Annotated in this window: 18 protein-coding genes; 8 read left to right on the forward strand and 10 right to left on the reverse strand. The window is 73.2% G+C overall.

Annotated features, from left to right (window positions below; translation table 11 throughout):
• Window positions 1-12 precede the first annotated feature (12 nt).
• Complete coding sequence (locus E6R60_RS00780) at window positions 13-423, forward strand: rodlin (protein ID WP_136324372.1); 411 nt, start codon at window positions 13-15, stop codon at window positions 421-423.
• Between the two features lie 151 nt (window positions 424-574).
• Here the strand turns inward: E6R60_RS00780 and E6R60_RS00785 are convergent, their stop codons facing one another.
• The gene (locus tag E6R60_RS00785; RefSeq protein WP_136324373.1) at window positions 575-1,075 is read right to left on the reverse strand and encodes a DUF5949 family protein; all 501 of its coding nucleotides are present in this window, start codon (window positions 1,073-1,075) and stop codon (window positions 575-577) included.
• A 400-nt stretch (window positions 1,076-1,475) separates the two neighbouring features.
• Between E6R60_RS00785 and rsgA the strand changes: the two genes are divergently transcribed.
• Window positions 1,476-2,660 (forward strand): ribosome small subunit-dependent GTPase A, encoded by a 1,185-nt coding sequence (gene rsgA, locus E6R60_RS00790; protein ID WP_136324374.1) that lies wholly within the window; start codon window positions 1,476-1,478, stop codon window positions 2,658-2,660.
• A 71-nt stretch (window positions 2,661-2,731) separates the two neighbouring features.
• A complete protein-coding gene (locus tag E6R60_RS00795; protein ID WP_136324878.1) occupies window positions 2,732-4,195 on the forward strand; it encodes a DNA-3-methyladenine glycosylase 2 family protein in 1,464 nt (487 codons plus the stop codon).
• Here E6R60_RS00795 and E6R60_RS00800 read toward each other — a convergent pair.
• Entirely contained in the window at window positions 4,120-4,602 is a 483-nt protein-coding gene (locus E6R60_RS00800) for a DUF456 domain-containing protein (protein WP_168713518.1), read from the reverse strand. The genes E6R60_RS00795 and E6R60_RS00800 overlap by 76 nt on opposite strands.
• A gap of 102 nt (window positions 4,603-4,704) precedes the next feature.
• The gene (locus E6R60_RS00805) at window positions 4,705-5,694 is read right to left on the reverse strand and encodes a helix-turn-helix domain-containing protein (protein WP_136324375.1); all 990 of its coding nucleotides are present in this window, start codon (window positions 5,692-5,694) and stop codon (window positions 4,705-4,707) included.
• Window positions 5,695-5,892: 198 nt separating this feature from the next.
• Between E6R60_RS00805 and E6R60_RS00810 the strand changes: the two genes are divergently transcribed.
• The 3 genes from E6R60_RS00810 (at window position 5,893) to E6R60_RS00820 (ending at window position 13,507) form a co-directional block, all read left to right on the forward strand.
• A complete protein-coding gene (locus E6R60_RS00810) occupies window positions 5,893-9,663 on the forward strand; it encodes a S8 family serine peptidase (protein WP_136324376.1) in 3,771 nt (1,256 codons plus the stop codon).
• Window positions 9,664-9,803: 140 nt separating this feature from the next.
• Complete coding sequence (locus E6R60_RS00815; RefSeq protein ID WP_136324377.1) at window positions 9,804-11,651, forward strand: protein phosphatase 2C domain-containing protein; 1,848 nt, start codon at window positions 9,804-9,806, stop codon at window positions 11,649-11,651.
• Window positions 11,652-11,764: 113 nt separating this feature from the next.
• Entirely contained in the window at window positions 11,765-13,507 is a 1,743-nt protein-coding gene (locus tag E6R60_RS00820) for a pyruvate dehydrogenase (RefSeq protein WP_136324378.1), read from the forward strand.
• A 27-nt stretch (window positions 13,508-13,534) separates the two neighbouring features.
• Here the strand turns inward: E6R60_RS00820 and E6R60_RS00825 are convergent, their stop codons facing one another.
• The 3 genes from E6R60_RS00825 to E6R60_RS00835 all read right to left on the reverse strand — a co-directional run bounded on the left by E6R60_RS00825 (window position 13,535) and on the right by E6R60_RS00835 (window position 15,015).
• A complete protein-coding gene (locus E6R60_RS00825; protein ID WP_136324379.1) occupies window positions 13,535-14,083 on the reverse strand; it encodes a YciI family protein in 549 nt (182 codons plus the stop codon).
• A 52-nt stretch (window positions 14,084-14,135) separates the two neighbouring features.
• Entirely contained in the window at window positions 14,136-14,525 is a 390-nt protein-coding gene (locus E6R60_RS00830) for a barstar family protein (protein WP_136324380.1), read from the reverse strand.
• 97 nt (window positions 14,526-14,622) lie between these two features.
• Window positions 14,623-15,015 (reverse strand): ribonuclease domain-containing protein, encoded by a 393-nt coding sequence (locus tag E6R60_RS00835; RefSeq protein ID WP_136324381.1) that lies wholly within the window; start codon window positions 15,013-15,015, stop codon window positions 14,623-14,625.
• A gap of 234 nt (window positions 15,016-15,249) precedes the next feature.
• On the opposite strand from E6R60_RS00835, the gene E6R60_RS00840 reads away from it, so the two are divergent.
• Complete coding sequence (locus E6R60_RS00840; RefSeq protein ID WP_136324382.1) at window positions 15,250-15,648, forward strand: ATP-binding protein; 399 nt, start codon at window positions 15,250-15,252, stop codon at window positions 15,646-15,648.
• A 54-nt stretch (window positions 15,649-15,702) separates the two neighbouring features.
• Here the strand turns inward: E6R60_RS00840 and E6R60_RS00845 are convergent, their stop codons facing one another.
• On the reverse strand, window positions 15,703-16,782 hold the full coding sequence (locus E6R60_RS00845; protein ID WP_136324383.1) for a DUF2637 domain-containing protein: 1,080 nt from the start codon (window positions 16,780-16,782) through the stop codon (window positions 15,703-15,705).
• A gap of 222 nt (window positions 16,783-17,004) precedes the next feature.
• On the reverse strand, window positions 17,005-17,853 hold the full coding sequence (locus tag E6R60_RS00850) for a (2Fe-2S)-binding protein (protein WP_136324384.1): 849 nt from the start codon (window positions 17,851-17,853) through the stop codon (window positions 17,005-17,007).
• Window positions 17,854-17,999: 146 nt separating this feature from the next.
• On the opposite strand from E6R60_RS00850, the gene E6R60_RS00855 reads away from it, so the two are divergent.
• A complete protein-coding gene (locus E6R60_RS00855) occupies window positions 18,000-18,761 on the forward strand; it encodes a GntR family transcriptional regulator (protein WP_136324385.1) in 762 nt (253 codons plus the stop codon).
• 111 nt (window positions 18,762-18,872) lie between these two features.
• Here the strand turns inward: E6R60_RS00855 and E6R60_RS00860 are convergent, their stop codons facing one another.
• Window positions 18,873-19,658, reverse strand: coding sequence for a hypothetical protein (locus E6R60_RS00860; protein ID WP_136324386.1), 786 nt, complete (start codon window positions 19,656-19,658; stop codon window positions 18,873-18,875).
• A 213-nt stretch (window positions 19,659-19,871) separates the two neighbouring features.
• The gene (locus E6R60_RS00865; protein ID WP_136324387.1) at window positions 19,872-21,605 is read right to left on the reverse strand and encodes a PucR family transcriptional regulator ligand-binding domain-containing protein; all 1,734 of its coding nucleotides are present in this window, start codon (window positions 21,603-21,605) and stop codon (window positions 19,872-19,874) included.
• Window positions 21,606-21,809 lie beyond the last annotated feature (204 nt).

Below are 21,809 nucleotides of genomic sequence, written 5' to 3' on the forward strand. Positions count from 1 at the left end.
AGGTGAAGCGTGATGAAGAAGATGATGGCCGGCGCGGCAGTGGCCGTGTCCCTGGTCGGCCTGTCGGCCGCCGCGGCCCCCACGGCCATGGCGATCGGTAACGAAGGGGGCACCACGTCGGTCAACGGCAACGGCGCCGTCGACTCGTTCGGCAACAGCGTGACCCGGGGTGACGGCAGCCCGCAGTTCCAGCTCGTGCAGGGCACGCTGAACAAGCTCTGCGTCGGAGCGCCGGTCAAGGCCAACGTGGGTTCCCTCGTGGGCCTCCTCGTGCCCGTGGCGGTCCAGGACATCAACGTCCTGTCCTCCCCGCAGAACCAGCAGTGCGCCGACAACTCCACCCAGGCGAAGGGCGACGAGGCCCTCTCGCACCTGGTGGACGGCATCCCGGTCCTCTCGGGGAACGGCGTCGCCAACCACTGAGTCCGGACACACACCGCGGGCGGCCCGGGAGATCCGGGCCGCCCGCGGCGTGTGGTGAGGCGCCTGAGCGCGTGGACGCCCACCGCCCCACGGGGAGCGGTGGGCGTCCGCGCGCGGGACGCGGACGGCGCGGTCCGCGCGCCGGGTGCGGTCAGCGCAGGCCGCGTACCGGAAGCACGCAGTGGGCGGAGGTCGCGATGACCTCCGGGTCGCCCGCGAACAGGCGCAGTTCCTCCTCGCCCACCGGGAGCCCCGGGGCGCCCTGCGGCCACGGGCGGGTCGCGAACATCGCGTGCACCTCGCCCTGTTCGGTGGCGGCGGCCAGCCACTGGGGCGGCACGGGGTACTGGGCCTTGAAGTGAGGCAGCGTCAGGACCGCCTGGCCCGCCTGGACGAGGAGCTTCACGGGGAGGCCCGGCGTCTCGTCGGCGCGCACCGGTCCGCCGCCGACCGGGAGTCCGCAGCGGTCCAGCGCGGCGCGCATCGCGGCCTCGCCGACGGCCGGCCCTTCCGATCCGTCGCCCAGCGAGTAGGCGAGCAGGAAGGCGACATCGTGCCCGGTGTGGTGGTGCTCGCCGCTCCAGCCGATCAGGGTGAGCGTGCCCAACTGGGCCTGGGTGAACGAGCCGGAGGCTGTCTGGGGGGAGGTCATGTCCGGCACCCTAACCGTCCGCGACCGGTCGATCTCCATGCGTATCACCCGATCGAGGGAGAGTGCGTCATATTCCGTCCGCAGCCGCAGCCGCAGCCGCGCCGGCCCTGCTTCGGCGCATCTGCCCGCCGGCCCACCCGAACGATGTGCCGCCGTAAATACGTTGGCGCCACCGGGCCGCGGCGGACTATCGTGTGCAGCGTTACGGACCGCGGGGAAGACCGCTGGTTCCGGGTCGTGCGTGAAACCGGAGGTGAGGACATTGATGACTGTCGCTGCGATGGGCGCTGCCCACAAGCCGAAGAGCATCGTTCCCACCCCCGTGGCCGCCGGCTGACCTGCACCGAGCACGTCCGCGCCGCAGTGCGCGTTGCCGGGGCCACCCTGTGAAGGGTTTCCCTTGTCTTTCCCGTCTTCTTCTCCTTCCTCCTCCCTCTCCACTCTTCAGAGCTCGTCTCCGTCGCACCCCCTGTCCGCCTACGGCTGGGACGACGGCTGGGAGGCCGAGTTCGCCCCGTACGCCGCACAGGGGCTGCTGCCCGGACGCGTGGTGCGCGTCGACCGCGGGCAGTGCGACATCGTCACCGCGCAGGGCGCGATCCGCGCGGACACCGCGTTCGTCGTGCCCCGTGACCCGATGCGGATCGTCTGCACGGGCGACTGGGCGGCCGTCGACCCCGACGGCGACCCGCAGTTCGTCCGTACGCTGCTGCCGCGGCGCACCGCCTTCGTGCGCTCGACCTCGTCCAAGCGTTCCGAGGGCCAGGTGCTCGCCACCAACGTCGACCACATCGCCATCTGCGTCTCGCTGGCGGTGGAGCTCGACCTGGGCCGGGTGGAGCGGTTCCTCGCCCTGGCCATGTCCAGTACCGACGGTGACGCGCTCCTGCGTGACGTCGCGCCGACGGGGGGCGGGGCGGCCGAACCCCTCGTCGTCCTGACCAAGGCCGACCTCGTACCGGACGCCGCGACCCTGGCCCATCTCGTCCAGGACGTCGAGCGCCTCGCGCCGGGCGTGCAGGTGCTGCCCGTCAGCTCTGCCACCGGCGAGGGCGTCGACGTGTTCTCCGCGATCGTCTCCGGCGGTACGAGCGTGCTGCTCGGCGTCTCCGGCGCGGGCAAGTCCACGCTCGCCAACACGCTGCTCGGGCACGACGCGATGGAGGTGCAGGCCATCCGTGACATCGACGGCAAGGGCCGGCACACCACCACGACCCGCAACCTGCTGGTCCTGCCCTCCGGCGGTGTCCTGATCGACACCCCCGGGCTGCGCGGGGTCGGGCTGTGGGACGCGGAGGCAGGCGTCGGCCAGGTCTTCTCCGAGATCGAGGAGCTGGCCACCCGGTGCCGGTTCCACGACTGCTCCCACGCGGCCGAGCCCGGCTGCGCGGTGCTGGCGGCGATCGAGGACGGGTCGCTGCCCGAACGGCGCTACGACAGCTACCGCAAGCTGCTGCGGGAGAACCAGCGCATCGTCGCCAAGACCGATGCCCGGGTCCGCGCGGAGATCCGGCGCGACTGGAAGCGCAAGGGGGCCGAGGGCCGCGCCGCCATGGAGGCCAAGCGCGGCGGCCGCGTGCGGTAGCCGGAGCCCCCTGGTCGACGTCCGAAAACCGCGAGTGCGACGGTCTCCGAGGCCGCACACTGGACGGTGTGATGGACGAAGAGACCAGGTACGAGGCGGTGAGCAGCCGCGACGCGCGTTTCGACGGGGAGTTCTTCTTCGCCGTCGAGACGACCGGCATCTACTGCCGGCCGAGCTGCCCCGCCGTCACCCCCAAGCGCAAGAACGTCCGCTTCTACCCGACCGCGGCCGCCGCCCAGGGCAACGGCTTCCGGGCGTGTCGGCGCTGCCGCCCGGACGCCGTCCCCGGCTCCGCGGACTGGAACGTCCGGGCGGACGTGGTCGGCCGCGCCATGCGGATGATCGGCGACGGTGTGGTGGACCGGGAAGGCGTCCCCGGTCTCGCCCACCGGCTCGGCTACAGCGCGCGGCAGGTCCAGCGGCAGCTCAACGCCGAGCTCGGCGCCGGGCCCGTCGCCCTCGCCCGTGCCCAGCGCGCGCACACCGCACGGGTCCTGCTCCAGACCACCGCGCTGCCCGTCACCGAGATCGCCTTCGCGGCCGGTTTCGCCAGCGTGCGCCAGTTCAACGACACCGTCCGGCAGATCTACGCCCGCACCCCGAGCGAACTGCGCTCCGAGGCCGGCACCGGGCTCGGAGCCGCGGTCCGCCAGGCGCGCACCACCGGCATCCCCCTCCGGCTCGCGCACCGCGGCCCGTACGCGGCCCGTGAGGTCTTCGATCTGCTGGCCGCCGAGACGGTCGCCCGGATCGAGGAGGTCAGCGGCGAGCCGGGTTCCCGCACCTATCGTCGTACCCTGCGCCTGCCGCACGGCACCGGCATCGCGGCCGTGGACGAGCGGTCCGCGGGCCCCTGGCTGGAGGCCCGCATCCACCTCACGGACCTGCGCGACCTGACCACCGCGGTGCAGCGGCTGCGCCGCCTGTTCGACCTGGACGCCGATCCGTACGCCGTGGACGAGCTGCTCGGCGCCGACCCGGTGCTCGCGACCGGGGTGGCCGCCCGCCCGGGGGTGCGCTCGCCGGGCACGGCGGACCCGGAGGAGTTCGCCGTGCGGGCGCTGCTGGGCCCGGCGGCCGCCGGGGAGCTGGTCGCGGTGTACGGAAAGGTCCTGGACGTGCCCTGCGGCGGGCTCACCCACGTCTTCCCCGAACCGGGCCTGCTGGCCGGTGCGTCCCACCCCGCCCTGCGGGCGCTCGCCGCCGCCCTCGCCGACGGTGAGGTGCGGCTCGACGCCGGCGCCGACCGGGACGAGGCCGAACGGGCGCTGCTGCGGCTGCCGGGCATCGAGCCGGCCACCGCCGCGCTGATCCGGATGCGCGGCCTGGGCGACCCGGACGTGGACCCGTACGGGACGCCGGGCGCGGACCGGTGGCGGCCCTGGCGCTCCTACGGCGTACGACGCGCGGGGGCCGGGGCCGTCCGCACGCGTGAGGAGGCTCGGGCCGGCAGCGGGCCTCAGCCCCAGATCACCGCGCCGAGCCACGCCCCCGCCACCAGCAGGCACGCGAACAGCTCCGCGAGCACGGAGTAGCCGGTCGCCCGCATCACCGAGCGGACCGACGCCCAGCCGGCCCCGCGGCTGCCCAGCCGCAGCCGTTCCGCCCCGTAGATCACGCCCACGTACCCGGCGACCGCTCCGACCACCGGGACGACGAAGAACCCGATGATCCCGCCGATCCCGCCGAGCATCAGCGTCCGGCGTGGCGCCCCGGACTCACGGGGGCGGCGCGGGGGCAGCAGGGGTTTGAGCGCCTGGTTCAGCAGCAGCAGCGCCGTGGCCCCGATCAGGACCCCCCAGGCGGCCGGCGTCCTGTCCGTCAGCGCCCACCACAGGACGGCGGCCCAGACGATCGCCTGACCGGGCACACCGGGCACCAGTACACCGATCAGGCCGAGCAGCATGACCAGGGCGACGGCGACGAGCTGCCACACACTCATCTGACCAGCCTGCCGGAGTCCGGCCGGTCCCGCCCGTCGTCGATCCCCGCCCCGGGCTCGTAGGCGCAGCTCAGAGGCGGGGCGACGGGAGCGCCGGCCCGCTCAGGGGCGCGGCTCGCGGGCCACCCAGCCCCGCTCGTACGCGTGCCAGCCCAGCTGCAGCCGGGTCGACACCCCGGTGAGCTCCATCAGGCCCTTGACCCGGCGCTGCACCGTCCGCAGCCCCAGGTCCAGCTGCTTCGCCACGCTGGCATCGGTCAGACCGGCCAGCAGCAGCGACAGGATCTCCAGATCCGTCGGATCGGGACCCGTCAGCTCCTCGCCGACCCGTCCGCTCTCGCCGAGCCGCAGCGGCATCGCCTCGCGCCACACCGCCTCGAAGAGCCCCGTCAGCGACTCCAGCAGCCCGGAGGCGTGCACCACCAGAGCGGCGGGTTCCGCCCCGCGGCCGGTCAGCGGCACCATCGCCAGCGCCCCGTCCGCGATGACGAGTTTCGTCGGAACCCGGTCCACGACGCGGCACTGCTCGTTGCGGCTCAGCGCCGCCGAGAGCTCCACGATGCCCGACGGGAGCCCGAGCACCTCACGTTCGACCACCACCCGGAACGACACCCCGCGCGTCGCGGCCTGCTCCTCGGACTCGTTGTCGAGCCCGCTGACCGCGATCGGGTTCCCGGTGACCAGGGCGCACACCTCGCTCGCCGCCCCCAGCTGCAGCTGATGGAAACGGTGCGCCACCGCGCTCGCCCCGGTGACCACCTCGACCAGGTCGTGCACGGCCGGCTCGTCGGCGTCCGCCCGGTACTCCTCGGCCAGGAGCGCCGCCGCCAGCTCCGCCTGCTCCAGCTCGTGACGCTGCTGCGTCAGCAGTGCTCCCAGCGCGACGCCGGGCGGCGCCGCCACCCACCGCCCCGTACGGGCCGAGGACTGGGCCGCCAGTCCGTGCTGCTCCAGCCGCCGCAGTGCCCGCTCGGTGTCCCGTTCGGGCAGCGCGAGCCGGTGCGAGAGATCCGAGACCTCCGCGGCCCCCACCGCCACGAGCGCGCGGTAGGCCGACTCCTGTGTCTCGTCGAGACCTATGGCTCCCAGCATCCCCGGACCCCTCCGACCGTGTCGCGTCCCGCTGTTCGGCGACCGGCCGTGGCGGAAAGCGGCCACGGCGTAAACCCGCCGGGGCACATCATCCCCGTACCGCCCGTCACTCTGCCAATGTGGCGCCACCGCAGCACCAACAACCTCCGGAATGGGGTCCTTTGGGTCTGTCCGTTCCGGTTTTACTTGGGGAGAGCGATGCGTCCGATATCGCGTACGGCACTGGGGGCGGCCACCGCCGCCGTCCTCGCCGTCACGGTGATCGCGCCGTCCGTGGCAGCGCCACAGGGCGACGCGGGCACGAAGAGACCGCTGACCGGCAGCGCGGCCGCCACGGCCCAGCGGGACAAGCCCGTCACGGTCACCCTGGTCACCGGCGACAAGGTGCTGGTGAGCACCGACGGCTCGGGCAACGCCTCGGCCGTGGCGCTGCCCCGCGAGGACGGCACCGTCCCCCTCGTCCAGACCCGCCGCTCGGGCAAGGACCTGTACGTCTACCCGGACACCGCGGTGAAGGCGCTCGCCGGGGGCACCGTCGACGAGGAGCTCTTCAACGTCACCGGGCTCATCCGCCAGGGGTACGACGACGCGCACGCGGACTCCGTACCGCTGATCGCGACCTACTCCCAGAGCCTCGCACGCACCGCGCCCGCCACCCCGCGCGGCGCCGAGCGCGGCCTCGCCCTTCCGGCCATCGACGGTGTGGCGCTCAAGGCAGACAAGAAGCGGACCGCCGGATTCTGGTCGGACATGACCGGAACCAGCCGGTCCCGCTCCGCCGCCGGGCTGAAGAAGCTGTGGCTCGATCGCAAGGTCGAGGCCAGCCTCGACCGCTCGACCAAGCAGATCGGCGCCGACCTCGCCTGGGCCGCCGGTTACGACGGCAAGGGCACCAAGGTCGCGGTCCTGGACACCGGCGCGGACGCCGAGCATCCGGACCTCAAGGGCCGGATCACCGCGTCGGAAAACTTCACCGACTCCGACACCACCGACGACCGCCAGGGCCACGGCACCCACACCCTCTCCACCGTGGGCGGGTCCGGCGCGGCCAGTGACGGGAAGAAGAAGGGCGTCGCCCCCGGCGCCGACCTGCTCGTCGGGAAGGTGCTCAACGACAGCGGCTCCGGCGACTCCTCCTGGATCATCGCGGGCATGCAGTGGGCCGTCGACCAGAAGGCCGACGTCGTCTCCATGAGTCTGGGCAGCCCGGTCCCCACCGACTGCACCGACCCGATGAGCCTGGCCGCCGAGGAACTCGGCAAGAGCAAGGACACCCTGTTCGTCATCGCGGCCGGCAACTCGGGGCCGTCGCTCAACACCGTCTCCTCACCCGGGTGCGCGCCCAGCGTGCTGACCGTCGGCGCGGTCGATCGCGACGACTCCACCGCCTCGTTCTCCAGCCGCGGACCCGCGATCGGCTCGCACACCCTCAAGCCCGAGATCGCCGCCCCGGGCGTCGCGATCTCCGCCGCCGCGGCGGGAGGCCGCGGGATCTACGCCTACCAGTCGATGTCCGGTACGTCGATGGCCACCCCGCATGTCGCGGGCGCCGCCGCCATCGTCGGGCAGCGCCACCCCGACTGGACGGCCCAGCAGGTCAAGGCGGCCCTGGTGTCGTCCGCGAAGAGCGACATCCCCGGTGACGTACGCGAGACCGGCGGTGGCCGGCTCGACGTCAAGGCCGCCATCGACACGACGCTGACCGGCGCGCCCGCAATCCAGGGCGGCACCTTCAACTGGCCGCAGGACAGGACGGACCGCACCACGGTGCAGGTCCCGTACACCAATACCGGCGCCGAGCCGGTGAAGCTGTCGCTCACCGTGCAGGGCGTGACGGGCAACGACGGCTCCGCCGTCCGCTCGTCCGTCGCCGCACTCGGCGCGAAGAGCGTCACCGTGCCCGCCGGAGCGACCGTCGAGGTCCCGCTGAGGCTCGACCCGACCGCGAAGCTCCTGGACCACCAGTACGGCGACGTCACCGGCCGGGTCCTGGCCACCGCCGCCGGCGGCGTCAAGGTCTCCACCCCGTTCTCGCTGTACGTGGGCGCCGAGACCGTCACCCTGCGCGTCAAGCTGATCGACCGCAACGGCAAGCCCGCCGCGGGCTCGTCCTCGCTCGACGTCATCGGCACCGACACCGCCACCGGCGAGCGCCGCTTCAACGACGGCTCCACGGACCAGGTCTACGAGGTGCGCCCCGGCGCCTACTTCGTCTCCAGCTTCATCATCTCGGCCGACCCGGACGACGCCACCGGAAGCCTGCCCCGCTCGGTCGGCTACCTCGCCCGCCCTCAGCTGAACGTCACCAAGGACTCCGTCCTGGTACTGGACGCCCGCAAGGCGCACCCGCTGAAGGTGAGGACCGAGGACCGGACCACCGAGACCCGCAGCGCGACCCTCGCCTTCGGCCGCAGCTGGGACGACGCCTGGCTGCACTCGGGCTCGATCTCCGGGAGCGGAGTCATCAAGGACTACCTGGTCGACATCCAGGGCAAGGCCCGGGACGGCGACTTCGAGTTCAACAGCTTCTGGCGTGCCTACGCCCCGCAGATCGAAAGGCTCGCGGTCGTCGGCGGCGCCACGCTGCACCCCACCCCCGCGTCCTCCGGATCCGTCAACCTCGACGGAACGGGCCAGGCCGCCCTCGTCGACGCCGGCACCGGCACCCCCGACGAGCTGAAGGCCGCCGGTGTCTCCGGCCGGATCGCCCTGGTCCGCGTCGCGGACGACGGCTTCGTGGCCGGCCAGGCACGCAACGCCAAGGCCGCCGGAGCGGTGGCGGTCATCGCCCACCGCCCGTCCCCCGGCCCGTGGAAGCCGTCCGTCGGATACGGCGCGGCGCCCCTGCCCACGCTCGGCATCCAGGCGGACGAGGCGGCCGGCCTGAGCGCCGCCCTGGCCGCCGGACCGGTGAAGCTGAGCTGGAAGGCCACCGCGGTCAGCCCGTTCGTCTACAACCTGGCCTTCCCCGAGACGGGAACCGTCACCTCCGACCGCACGTACAAGGTCAGGGACCGGTCCCTCGGCACGGTCGAGTCCGCATACGAGTCCATGGGCGTCGCCGCCGACTACGTGGACACCCTTCTCGCTACCCGTCCCCACGGCGCCACGTACGGCGTCGGCGGGTTCGACACCGTCGCCGCACCCGGGCGGCGTACCGAGTACTACTCGGCGGGCGACGGCTCCTGGCAGCGCTACCTCTCCTCCAGCTTCCCCTGGGGCGAGTCCATGGTCGACAGGACGCGTACGTACCAGGCAGGCTCGCACCGCTCCGAGCACTGGTACGGCGGCATCCTCGTCCCGTCCGCGCCCCGCGACGGCCAGGGCGAGGAGCAGCTCGCCGCCGAGCGCCAGGACAATCTCATCGGCGTCGCCCCGGGCTTCTGGAGCGACAGCGAACACGGAGGACTCCAGGGCTCCTTCGGGGACATGGGCAGCCTGCGCCTCAGCAGCGGCGGCACAGTGATCGATGAACTGGGCTGGCCGTCCGGGGTCTTCACCGTCCCGGCCGGGGACGCCGCGTACGAGCTCACCATGACGACCATGAAGGCGGGCCAGCCCGCCGCCGTGTGGAAGCGGTCGACCATGACCGCGACCACCTGGAAGTTCCGTTCGCACCGGGACGAGAACGCCTATTCGCAGGGCATCCCGCTGCTCTTCCCCGGCTACGGTCTGCCGTCGGACGGCATGAAGACCCTCGCGGCGAAGGACGGCCAGCGGATCGGCCTGAGCGTCACGGGGCACGCCGGCTACACGCCCGGCACGCTCACGGCCGCCAAGGTCTCGTACTCCTATGACGGCGGCGAGACCTGGACCGCGGCCACCACCGCCCGGAACGGCGGCCGTTGGACCGCGACGGTGAACCACGCGGGCGCGGCCGGCAAGGCCGTCACGCTGCGCACCGAACTGACGGACTCCCACGGCAACTCCGTCGTCCAGACCGTGACCAACGCGTACGCCGTGCGCTGACGCCCGGTCACCCGACCGGTCCGCCGGGCGTCCTTCCCGTGGGGGGTGGGGCCGCCCGGCGGACCTTTTCCGAGTGGCCCCTCGGCCAGTTTTTCCGGATGTCCCGTTTTCGCGCGGCCTCGGCGGTGGACAATAAGGGCATGAGTCAGCAGGGGGAGAGGCCCGCCGCCCAAGAGGACGACTGGTGGCGCAGGCTGTACGACGATGCGGCCCCGGACACCGGGGCGAGCCAGGCGGCCGACAGTCTCGACGACCGCTTCGACTCGGCGTCGGACGCGGTGGCACCCGACGGCGGCGATGCGTACGGGTCCGCAAGCGCTGTGCCGGAGAGCGGCGATGCGTACGGAGTCGCTGCCGGGGCGCCGGAGAGCGGCGAGTCGTATGGTTCCGCAGCCGCTGTGCCGGAGAGCGGCGACGCGTACGGGGCGGCCGGCGGGGTGCCGGAGAGCGGCGACGCGTACCGGACCACCGCTGGGGTGCCCGAACCGAGGGTGGCGCCGTCCGGCCTCACCCGGACGGCGGAGGAGTCGCCGGTGCGGCCGCCCGAGGCGCCCGTGCGCGCCCCGTGGGAGCCGCCCGCCGGCCCGCCCCGACCCCGCACCTTCGAGGGACCGCCACCAGCACCTCCCGCCCCCGCGGTTCCGCCCGCGCCGCCGACGCCCGAGCCGGTGCGGGGGCCTGAGCCGTCCTCGCGGGCCGTGGCAGCGGAACCGCCGACGCCCGCCGACCCCCGCATCGCCCAGGGCCTTCCGCCCACGAACGAGGCCGCACCCCCTCCGCCCGCCGCACCGCCGCCGCCCGCCGCACCGCCGCCCGTACCGCCCGCGCCGCCGGCCCCCGCGTGCCCGCCCGCCGAGGCGCCCCCCGTCGTCGCCCCCCGGCCCGAGGCGCAGGACACGGCCGCGCCGCCACTGCCCCGGCGTCCGGTGGTCGAGCGGCCCCACGACCCCGTTCCGCCCGAACCCGCCCCCGAACCGCCCCCCGCTCCCGAGGCGGCGCCACCGCGTCCCCCCGTCGCCCACGTCGGCGCGAGGCCGCCCACGTACGACGCCGAGCCCACCGCGCTGCCTCCGAGCGACCCGCGCACCCTGGACGGCCTCGTCGCCGACACCGTGCTCGATGGTGCCCGGTACGGCACGTACACCCTGCGGGCCGCCTCCGTGCGGGGCGACTCCGCGCGGTTCCGCGGCGAGCCCCGGCGCGACGCGCTGCTCACCGCGCGGTTCGGCGCCGGGGAGGCCGCGCTCGTCCTGGTCGCCGTCGCGGGCGGCGCCCGGTCGTCCGACAGCGCGCACCTGGCCGCGGCCGACGCCTGCCGCTGGATCGCCGAGGCCGTCGGACGCAGCCACGCCCGCCTCTCCGACGACATACGAGCGGGCCGCCGCGGCGACCTCAAGTCCGGGCTGCACCGGCTCACCGACCGCAGTTACGGCAAGCTGCGCGCCCGCGCCGCCGAACTCGGCCGCGAGCCGCACGAGTACACCGCGGGTCTGCGCTGCCTCCTGCTGTCCGCCGACCCCGAGTGCCGCACCCGGGTCTTCTTCGGCGTGGGCGGCGGCGGGCTGTTCCGGCTGCGGGACGGCAGCTGGCACGACCTCGAACCGCTCGTGCCGCCCACCGGCGCGCTCACCGGCGAGCCGGTCGTCGGCTTCGGTTCGGCCGCACCCGAGAGCGGGCCCGAAGGCGACCGGCTGACCATGGACCTGGGGGTCACCACCGCCCCGCCGCCCTACATCGAGGCCCCCGTGCCGCCGCCCGCCGAGCCGTTCCGCTTCCGGGCGTCGGTCGCCCGGCCGGGTGACACCCTGCTGCTGTGCAGCCCGGGCCTCGCCGAGCCGCTGCGCGGCGAACCGGCTCTGGCGGAGGAACTCGCCGAGCGGTGGACACCCGCCGAGGCGCCCGGCCTCGGCGGGTTCCTCGCCGACATCCAACTGCGGGTGAAGGGGTACGCCGACGACCGGACGGCGGTCGGCGTCTGGGAGGCGTAACCGCCCGGGTCATGGGTTGATGGACTCCGGAGAACCCGTCCGGCGGGGGTTTCGCGCCCCAAGATCCGGACAGCCGATCGTGCACGGAGCACAGGCAGAGGGAGTGCGCACCCATGGCCAAGCAGAACGTGTCGGAGCAGTTCGTCGACATCCTCGCCCGGGCGGGCGTCAAACGCCTGTACGGGGTGGTCGGCGACAGCCTCAACCCGGTCGTCGACGCGATCCGCCGCAACCCCGAGATCGACTGGATCCAGGTCAGGCACGAGGAGACGGCCGCCTTCGCCGCCGGCGCCGAAGCGCAGGTGACCGGCGAGCTGGCGGCCTGCGCCGGGTCGTGCGGCCCCGGCAACCTGCACCTCATCAACGGCCTCTACGACGCCCACCGGTCCATGGCCCCCGTGCTCGCCCTCGCCTCGCACATTCCGTCGAGCGAGATCGGACTCGGCTACTTCCAGGAGACCCATCCCGAGCTGCTCTTCCAGGAGTGCAGCCACTACAACGAGATGATCTCCAACCCGCAGCAGATGCCGCGGCTGCTCCAGACGGCCATCCAGCACGCGATCGGCCGGGGCGGTGTCGCCGTCGTCTCCATGCCCGGCGACGTGGCCTCGCAGCCGGCGCCCGAGAAGTCCGTCGAGCACGCCCTGGTGACCTCACGGCCCTCCGTGCGGCCGGGCGACGCGGAGATCGAGAAGCTCTGCCGGATGGTCGACGAGGCCAAGCGGGTGACGCTGTTCTGCGGGAGCGGCACAGCGGGCGCGCACGCCGAGGTCATGGAGTTCGCCGAGCGGGTGAAGGCCCCGGTGGGCCATGCGCTGCGCGGCAAGGAATGGATCCAGTACGACAATCCGTACGACGTCGGCATGAGCGGGCTGCTCGGCTACGGGGCCGCGTACGAGGCGACGAACGAGTGCGATCTGCTGATCCTGCTCGGCACGGACTTCCCGTACAACGCCTTCCTTCCCACCGATGTGAAGATCGTCCAGGTCGACGTGCGCCCCGAACACCTGGGCCGCCGCTCCAAGCTCGACCTGGCGGTCTGGGGCGACGTCCGCGAGACCCTGCGCTGTCTGACGCCGCGGGTGAAGGCCAAGAGCGACCGCAAGTTCCTCGACCGGATGCTCAAGAAGCACGCGGACGCCCTGGAGGGCGTGATCAGCGCGTACACCCGCAAGGTCGACAAGCACGTCCCGATCCACCCGGAGTACGTGGCCTCGGTCTTGGACGAACTGGCAGACGACGACGCCGTGTTCACCGTCGACACCGGCATGTGCAACGTGTGGGCCGCCCGCTATCTGACGCCGAACGGAAAGCGCCGGGTGATCGGTTCGTTCAGCCACGGCTCCATGGCCAACGCGCTGCCGCAGGCCATCGGCGCCCAGTTCACCGACCGGAACCGGCAGGTCGTCTCGATGTCCGGGGACGGCGGGTTCACGATGCTGATGGGGGACTTCCTGACCCTCGTCCAGTACGACCTGCCGGTGAAGGTCGTCCTCTTCAACAACTCCTCGCTGGGCATGGTCGAGCTGGAGATGCTCGTCGGGGGACTGCCGTCGTTCGGCACGACCAACAAGAACCCCGACTTCGCGGCCGTCGCCCGCGCCTCGGGGGCGTACGGCGTCCGTGTCGAGAAGCCCAAGCAGCTGGAGAGCGCGCTCAAGGACGCCTTCAAGCACAAGGGCCCTGCCCTGGTCGACGTCGTGACCGACCCGAACGCGCTCTCCATCCCGCCGAAGATCAGCGCGGACATGGTGACCGGCTTCGCGCTCTCCGCCAGCAAGATCGTGCTGGACGGCGGTGTGGGCCGGATGGTCCAGATGGCCCGGTCCAACCTGCGCAACGTGCCCCGCCCCTGAGGGCGGGGCACTGACTGCGACGTGCCGTCAGGAGCGCCCGCCGAACTGCCAGTTGTGGACCTCGATGCCGGCGTACCGGTCCGGGGTCAGGACGGCGCGGGCCGTGTCCGGGTCGGGCGCCCGGAGCAACGCGGCCGTGCCCAGCCAGGTGGCGCCGTCGTCGGACAGCAGCGGCCCGTAGGCGATCAGTTCGTCCCGGCCGGGCGGCACCGCCAGGTCGGCGGCCTGCCCGGCGCCGAGGCCGAGCACCAGGTACCGGTTGCCGCCGGTCCGGCCGCCGGGGAAGTCCCACATGGTGCGCCCCAGCAGGTTGCGCCACCGGCGCAGCAGCACGTCCCGGTAGGCGCCGGCCTGGTAGTTCGGCTCGTCGAAGGCGAACGCGCGTGCGGCGGCGGGATCCGGCAGGTCCACGATGTGCACGCTTCCCGTGGGCGTTTCGCCGTCGTCGGCGAGGGTCGGGCCCCGGGCGATCAACTCCTTGGCGTACCCGTCCATGAAGGACCAGTGATCCTCCAGTAGTTCGTCGCGCAGCGTGAGGGATCCGGGCCGGTCGCGGTGGTAGCAGAGGAACTCCATGGCCAGAGGATCTCTTCCGGAGGGGGACCGGGTCGAGTGGGTTTCACCGGTCTCAGAGCAGCCGGAGGGCTCCGGTCCCGGTCCGGTCGCGGATGATCTCCACCAGCCGGTCGAAGAGAGTGGGTCCGAGGCCCTGGGCCGCCCGCGCCGACTCGGCGAGCAGGCGTCGCTGGTTGCTCTCGTGGGCCCGGCCGGCCTGCCGGTGCAGGTACCGGGCGGTCTCCTCGTGTCCCAGCGCACGTGCGGACAGGGCGTGGTCCCGCCACTCGATGACGAAGTCGCCGTCGTCGGGCGTGCCCATCCCGCCGCTCAGGCAGTCCGCGAAGGCGTCGAGATTCCGGCCGAAGTAGCCGCCGGGCCCGTTCACCGCCTCGCCGATCACGTCCCAGAAGCGCTCCAGGCCGGTGACCCGGGAGCCGTCGATCACATAGGTCACGGTCATGGGGGGAGCGTACAAGCGCGTCGTTCCGTCGTTCCGTCGTTCCGGTGGTCCGCGCCGCAGGTGGGGGGCTGCGGCGCGGACCGGTCCGGGATGCTTCTCAGCAGCCGTGGTCGACGAGGTCGAAGGTCTCGTAGTGGTCGGCGGTGTAGTAGTCCTCCTGGACCTCCTCGCCCGTGACGATGCGTCGCGCGCCGCGGGTCGAGGAGCCCGGTGTGATCACGGTGTACTCGTGGTAGTAGCCGGTGCTGTGGGCGGGCAGGACGCCTTCACGGTTCTGGAAGACGCTCCCGTCCTGGTCGTACGGGAACGGGCCGCCCGCGTCGATGAGATCGAGGGTGTCGTGGGCCTGGGACGGCAGCGCCGAGTAACAGATGCTGCCGACCGAGGCGGTGGCGGCGGTCGCGGCCGACGTGACGGGTCCGCCGACGAAGAGGACGGACAGGAGGGCGGCGACGCCGCCGAGCGTGGTGATCCGTGGGGGGATTCGCATAGCCACCATGATGACGCGCGTAGACGCCCTCCCGTCAACGCCAACAAGAGTGAATTTTCTGGAAGTTAACCGTGAGGAAGCCGCTCCGCCGTTCTGTGTGCCGGAACGGCGCGTGCGGGGGAGGTTCCGCACGTATTGATGCCGCGGCAAGCGTGACAGCGCGTACGCGGGGCATGCATTGCGTGAGGAAGTCCGAGCGGAGGGGGACGATTCACAGTGTGGGCGGGGGAAACGATGGAGCGTCAGGAACAGGCCCGACTGCATCGCAGAGTCGGCCGTGCCGATGTGGCGGCCGTCGCGGAAGTGCGGGGCGCCGTAAGGGAGTTACTTCGATACCGGTGGAAGGAGGAGCCCGCGCAGGTGGCCGAGCTGCTGCTCAGTGAGCTCGTGACCAACGCGCTGGTCCACACGGATGACGGAGCGGTCGTCGCCGTGAGCGTGGCGCCGCAGGGGCTGCGCGTGGAAGTGCGGGACTTCGTCCCCGGGATGCCCGTGTCACACGTACCGGACGCCGACGACGGTACGCACGGCCGGGGACTGGTCCTGGTGGAGAGCCTCGCGGACTCCTGGGGGATCAGTCCGCACGCCCTGGGCAAGGTGGTCTGGTTCGAGCTCGACGGCGAACGGCCCTGACGTTCCGGGCGGATCGTCAGGGCCGTGTTCCCGCAGGCCGCGCGGGCCGGCGCCTCAGCCGAACTGCTGCTCCAGGTCCTTCAGTTTCTGCTCCAGCGAGTCGAGCCGGGGCAGGGCCTGGGTGTCGTCCTCGGCGGTGAGATCGACCGTTCTCGGATCAGTCGCGCTCAGCTCCGGGACGCCCCCGGAGTTCGGGCCGTTGACGGCTTGCAGGGATGGCCGGGGTCGCAGGGGCAGCTGACCCGGCTCGGATATGGCGGGCTCCGCGACGGACTGCGCGGAGCCCGTCGCGGGGGCGATGGCCTGGACGTCCACCGGGGAGCCGCCCCGGCCGCCCCGTCCCCAGGCCCGGTTCTGCCGGTTCAGGGCTTTGATCTGCGCCCGGTCCAGCTTCTCCTGGTCCCTCCTGCGCAGACGGTTCTGTTCCTTCTCCCGGCGGTCCTCGCGCACCTCGTCGACCGCTTCGTCCAGCGTGCGTACGCCTTCGAGCAGCATCAGCGACCAGGCGCCGAAGGTCTCACGGGGCGCGCGCAGCCACCGTACGATCCGGATCTGCGGCAGCGGACGCGGCACCAGGCCCTGTTCGCGCAGCGCGGCCACGCGGGTCTGCTTCAGCGCCCGGTCGAAGAGCACGGCCGCCGACAGCGACATCCCCGCGAAGAAGTGCGGAGCACCCGCGTGGTTCAGCCCGCGCGGCGCGTGCACCCAGTTGAACCAGGCGGCGGCGCCGGCGAACGTCCACACGAGCAGCCGTGAACCGAGCGCCGCGTCACCGTGGCTGGCCTCGCGCACGGCGAGCACGGAGCAGAACATCGCCGCTCCGTCGAGGCCGAACGGCACCAGGTACTCCCAGCCCCCGGACAGGCCGAGGTTCTGCGTGCCGAAGCCCACGAGCCCGTGGAAGGAGAGCGCGGCGGCGACCGCCGCGCAGCAGAACAGCAGCACGTAGGAAGCGGTGGCGTAGAGCGCTTCCTTGCGTCTGCGCCGTTCCTCGCTGCGTTCCCAGGAGTCCTCGGCCGCGGATGTGTCAGAGGCGCGCTTGCCGCGCGCGACCACCGCCACCGCCGCCATGACCCCCGCCAGCAGCACGGCGGCCGGAAGCAGCCAGTCAAGCGATATGTCGGTCAGTCTCATGCGCGGTCCCTTGTGTCGCGAGAGGGCGTTTCGGCCGCCATCGTGCCGGGGATTGCCGCGCGTTCAGGTGGTTTCGGGGCAAGAGAACGCCAATGGGGTGGCGGAGCCGACCGATATCCGCGTTCTGGTCGAATGTCCGTATGACGCAAAGGAGTTGTGTTCGATTCACGCCACCCTCGCGGGCGGTGTGGGTTGCGGGCCGTCCGCCGGGGCCGGCCGGTGTCAGGGAGCGGGTGTCAGCTTCCGGACCCGGTCCTCGTCACAGGTCCGGGGGCAGGTGACACACGTGTCCTCGGGCCGCACCGTGTAGAACATGCAGCAGCTCGCCCGGTCGCGGGTGGGCAGCGTCCGCCCGTCCGGCCCCGTCAGCTCCCGGAAACCCGCGGTGCCGACGTACGGCTTCGTGGTTCCCGGCAGGAGCGCCTCCAGCTCGGCCATCGCGCGGCGCTCCTCACCGAGGAGATGGGCGATGTACCAGAGGCCCTCGACGATCTCGTCCGTCGCCATGCCCCACAGGGCCCGCTTGCCGCGCCGCATCCGCGGGCCGAAGCCGGCGAGCACCGGGCCGAGGTGTTCGGCGACCGCAGCGAGCACCTCGGCGCGCAGCGCGCCCTCGTCCGCCACCACGCGCGCGCCCGGCAGCTCCGCGGCCGGATCGCCGGGAAGGCAGGCGAATTCCCTCACCCGTACGGTCAGATGGCCCAGCGCCCGCTGGAAGGCGACGTCCTCGACCGGGATCCGGGGCACCCGGCGGTCCAGGAACCACGGCACCGTCACCAGCAGGCAGGCCGGCCAGGCGTACCGGTGGAGTCCGAATCCGGCGACCACGTCGGGCCGGGCCCGTTGCCCGTAGTCCCGCAGTACCTGCGCGTCGTCCCAGGCCAGGAAGGCGTCAAGGCCGCCGCCCCCGGCCGCGAGCTCGTGGGCCCCCACCCAGCCGGCGCCGCCGGGGGCGGGCTCGCCTTCCGTGAGCGCCTCGGCGCGCAGCCCGGGAAAGACCTCGGCCAGACGCGTGTACGCGTCCGTCACCGCCGAGGCCGTCGTGCCCGGAAGCAGAGTGGAGAGGGTCATGCAGGGACCACCGAATCGCGATCGTTTGCAGGTTAGCCTTACCTTACCCGACCTGATCGATGTGTGAACCGCAGCCTCCTCCGCCTATCGTGCACACGAGGCGCCGCGCACGCGAGCCGCGCCCACGACCGGCCGAGGAGGTACCCGTGGAGCAGGGCAGAGCCCGCGAGGACGCGTGGGCACCCCATGCGCCCACCCCTCCCGTGACCGCCTCCTCGTCCCTCCGGGTGCCCGAGCAGGCCCGCGGCGAGCACACCCACGGCGAGTCGCCGGCCCCCCGGGCCACGATCCGGCGGCACTCCGTACGCGGTCAGATCCTGGACGCCCTGCGCGCCGCCCTCGTCGACGGCGAGCTGATCCCCGGGCAGGTCTACTCCGCCCCCGCGCTCGGCGCCCGCTTCGGGGTCTCCGCCACCCCCGTGCGCGAGGCGATGCAGCAGCTGGCGGTGGAAGGGGCCGTCGAGGTCGTGCCGAACCGGGGCTTCCGGGTCGCCGAGCGCGGGCCGGGCGAGCTGGCCGAGCTGGCCGAGGTGCGGGCGCTGCTCGAGGTCCCCGTCATGCTGCGGCTCGCCCGCACCGTGCCGGCGACGAGCTGGTGCGCCCTGCGCCCGCTGGCCGACGCGACCGTCGCGGCGGCGGCCGTCGGCGACCGGGCGGGCTACGCGGAGGCCGACCGGGCCTTCCACGGCGCGGTGCTCGCCCTGGCCGGCAACAGCCAGCTGGTGATGGTGGCCGACGAACTGCACCGCCGCTCCCAGTGGCCCCTGGAGGGCAACCCCGTCACCCGCCGCGCGGACCTGCTGGCGGACGCGTCCGAGCACACGGCCCTGCTGGACGCGCTGATCGCCCAGGACGTGACCGTGGTGCAGTCACTCGTACGAGAACACTTCGCCGGCTCGGGCGGCTGAGGACGGGAGCTCCCGGCCCGGCCCAGCACGGCCCGCCCGGCCCGGCCCGGCCCGGCCCAGCACGGCCCGGGCCGGGAGCGGCTCGGCCCGGGCCCGTCGCACCGGTCGCTCTCAGTTCGCCTCGGCCGTCCGCGGACCCGGCAGGTCCAGGTGCGGCGCCAGCCAGGTCGGCACGCCGCCGAGCAGCCGGAACAGCCGCCCCGCCTCGGCGCGCAGCCGCGTCGCCGCCTCCGGTTCGGGCTCGGCGTCCGCCATCGCGATGAGCGCCGGAGCCGTACCCACCAGATATCCCAGCTCCTCCCTGATCCGCAGGGACTCCGCGAAGCCGTGTCTGGCTTCCGCCAACTCGCCCTCGCGCAGGGCGATCAGGGCCAGATGGCGCCAGGTGGAGGAGAGCAGCAGCGCGTCCCCCTGGGCGGTGGCGCCCGCATGGGCCCTGCGGTACGCGGCGCGGGCGGCCTGCGGCGAGTCGGCGATGTTCTGCGCGATCAGGCCCCGCCGGAAGTCGAGCAGCGGGCGGCCCGGGGCGGCCGGGGCCAGGAGCGCCGCGGCGCGGCTGAGCGCCACCCGCGCCTCGTCGGCCCGGTCCCGTACGCCGAGCAGGGTGGAGGCGTAGGCGAGGTAGCCGCGCTCGCAGGCGGCGGCGCCCCGTTCGGCGTCGTCGTGGGCCATGGCCTCGGCGGTGCGCAGCGCGTCCTCCGCCTCGGTCCAGCCCTCTCCGGTGTAGAGGCAGCGCTCGGTCAGCAGCGCCGTGCGCTGGAGGGCCGCGGCCGGGTCGGTGGCGGCGTCGTGCTCGAGCAGTGCCGCGGCGTCCGTCCAGCAGGCGCGTGACCGCAGCCGCCATACCGCTGTCTGGAGCGGCGGATCGTCATCTGCTGTCGTTCCGGAACCAGACATGGCGGTATCCGCCACATTGCCCTCCCCGAGCGCGCCATCGAGCTTGGAGAACGTCCGGTCGTCGGGGGGCGTCACCCACCCCACGGCCGGACGCTCTGAGTCTGGCCGCATCACAGCACGGAATGGCACGCCGGGCCAAGAGGTCGAGGCAATGTCAGGTGAAACTTTTCACAATCGGCGGGATCCCGTGGGGGGCCGCCGTGTCCCGGGAAGTCAGCTCATGCGCAGGGCGAGGAAGAAATCGAGCTTGTCCTCGAGCCGCGAAAGGTCACGGCCCGTCAACTGCTCGATTCGCCCGACGCGGTAGCGCAACGTGTTGACGTGGAGGTGCAGCCGGGCCGCGCAGCGGGTCCAGGATCCGTCGCAGTCCAGGAACGCTTCCAAGGTCGGGATGAGTTCCGCGCGGTGGCGCCGGTCGTAGTCGCGCAGCGGGTCGAGCAGCCGTGCGGTGAACGCACGCCGGACGTCGTCGGGCACGAACGGCAGCAGCAGTACGTGCGAGGCCAGCTCGTGGTGGCCCGCCGCGCAGACCCGCCCCGGACGGGCCGCCGCCACCCGGCGGGCGTGCCGGGCCTCCTCCAGGGCCCCACGCAGCCCGTCGGGCGAGTGCACCGAGGCGCTGACACCCAGTGTCAGACGGCCGTCGTCCGCGAGGCCCGCGGAGAGCGGGGCGCGCACGGCGGCCAGCAGGGCGTCCGCGTGCAGCGCGGGGTCCTGCGCCGGGAGCTCCGCGCCCTCCCCGGCCGCGGTCCCGTCCGCTTCCGGCCGGACATCGCCGAGAGCGGGCAGCGGGACGAGCGCGATGGCCTCGTCACCCGTGTGGGCGACCGCGATCCGGTCGGCGGAATCCGGCCCGGTGACGGCCGGGTCGACCAGGATCTCCTCCAGCAGCGCCTGGGCGACCGGGCCGCCCGCGATGCCGGACCCGGAGCCGCCGGGCGCGTCCGCCTCGTCCCACTCGACCCGCGCCACCACCACCTGCCAGTGCGGTGCGCTGCCGAGGCCGGGCAGCAGGACCGGGGCGGCCACCCGCAGCCGGGCCGCGATCTCGGCGGGCGCGGCGCCGGCCTGGACCAGCTCCAGGACCTCCTGGGCGAGCCTGCGGCGCACCGTGCGGGCCGCGTCGCGGCGGTCCCGTTCCACCGCGATCAGCTGGGTGACGCCCTGGAGGAGGTCGAGCCGGGCGGCCGGCCAGTCACCGGCGTCGGCCTCGACGGCCAGGAGCCAGTCGGAGAGCACCGATTCCCGCACATCGCGGGAGGCGGGCACGGCGCCCCGGCCGTGGTTGCGGATCGGGAAGAGCGAATACGTCACCCCGTCGACGGTGGCCCGGTGCGGGGCCCGCCTGCCGGAGCGCACCGCGGCCAGGTGCAGCCCGGCGAGCTCCGCGCCGACGGGGCCGGACAGCGGAGCCCCGGCGCCCGCGATCTGCCGGCCGGTGGGGGAGAGCACCCAGGCGTGCAGGTCCAGGTCGGAGCCGAGCAGATCGAGGACCACCTCGGGACCGCCGCCCGTCGGGCCCGAGGTCATCAGCCGGCGGTGCCGGTCCACCACGGCGGCCAGGTCGCCCGCCCGCTCGCCGGACACCTGGCGGACCACGTGCTCGGTGATCGTTGCGAACGCGACGGTCTCATGGACGGCGAAGAGCGGCAGCCGGTGGTGACGGCACGCCTCGACCAGATCGTCCGGGATGGCGCCGAGCTCCGCCTCGCCCGCCGCGAGCCCGGCGACCCCGGCCCCCGACAGGATCCGTACGAACGGCTCCGAGTCCTTCGCGTCCCGGTGCCAGGCCAGACCCGTCAGCACCAGCTCGCCGCCCGTGAGGTAGCGGCTGGGGTCCCGCAGGTCGGTGGTCATCACGCCGCGGACCGACCGGTCCAGCTCCTCGTCGCCGCCGAGCAGCCGCAGGCCCAGCGCGTCGGTCTCCAGCAGTGCGCGCAGCCGCATCTCGTCGCCGCCGATCTCTTTCGTTGGTGCGGGTGAAAACTGGGTATTGCGGTGAGGTCACCGATTCCCGCCATTCGTTCGAATCTACAAGACGAGGGCGGAGACCAGCCAACTCCTTCATGGTTTCGGTGACTGCACCAGGTGGAGCAGGGCTTGTGTACTGAGTCACACACCGCGTGAACAAGACATGAACAAAGTCGAGGG

It is taken from the genome of Streptomyces sp. A0642 (assembly GCF_004795105.1).
GTDB lineage: Bacteria > Actinomycetota > Actinomycetes > Streptomycetales > Streptomycetaceae > Streptomyces.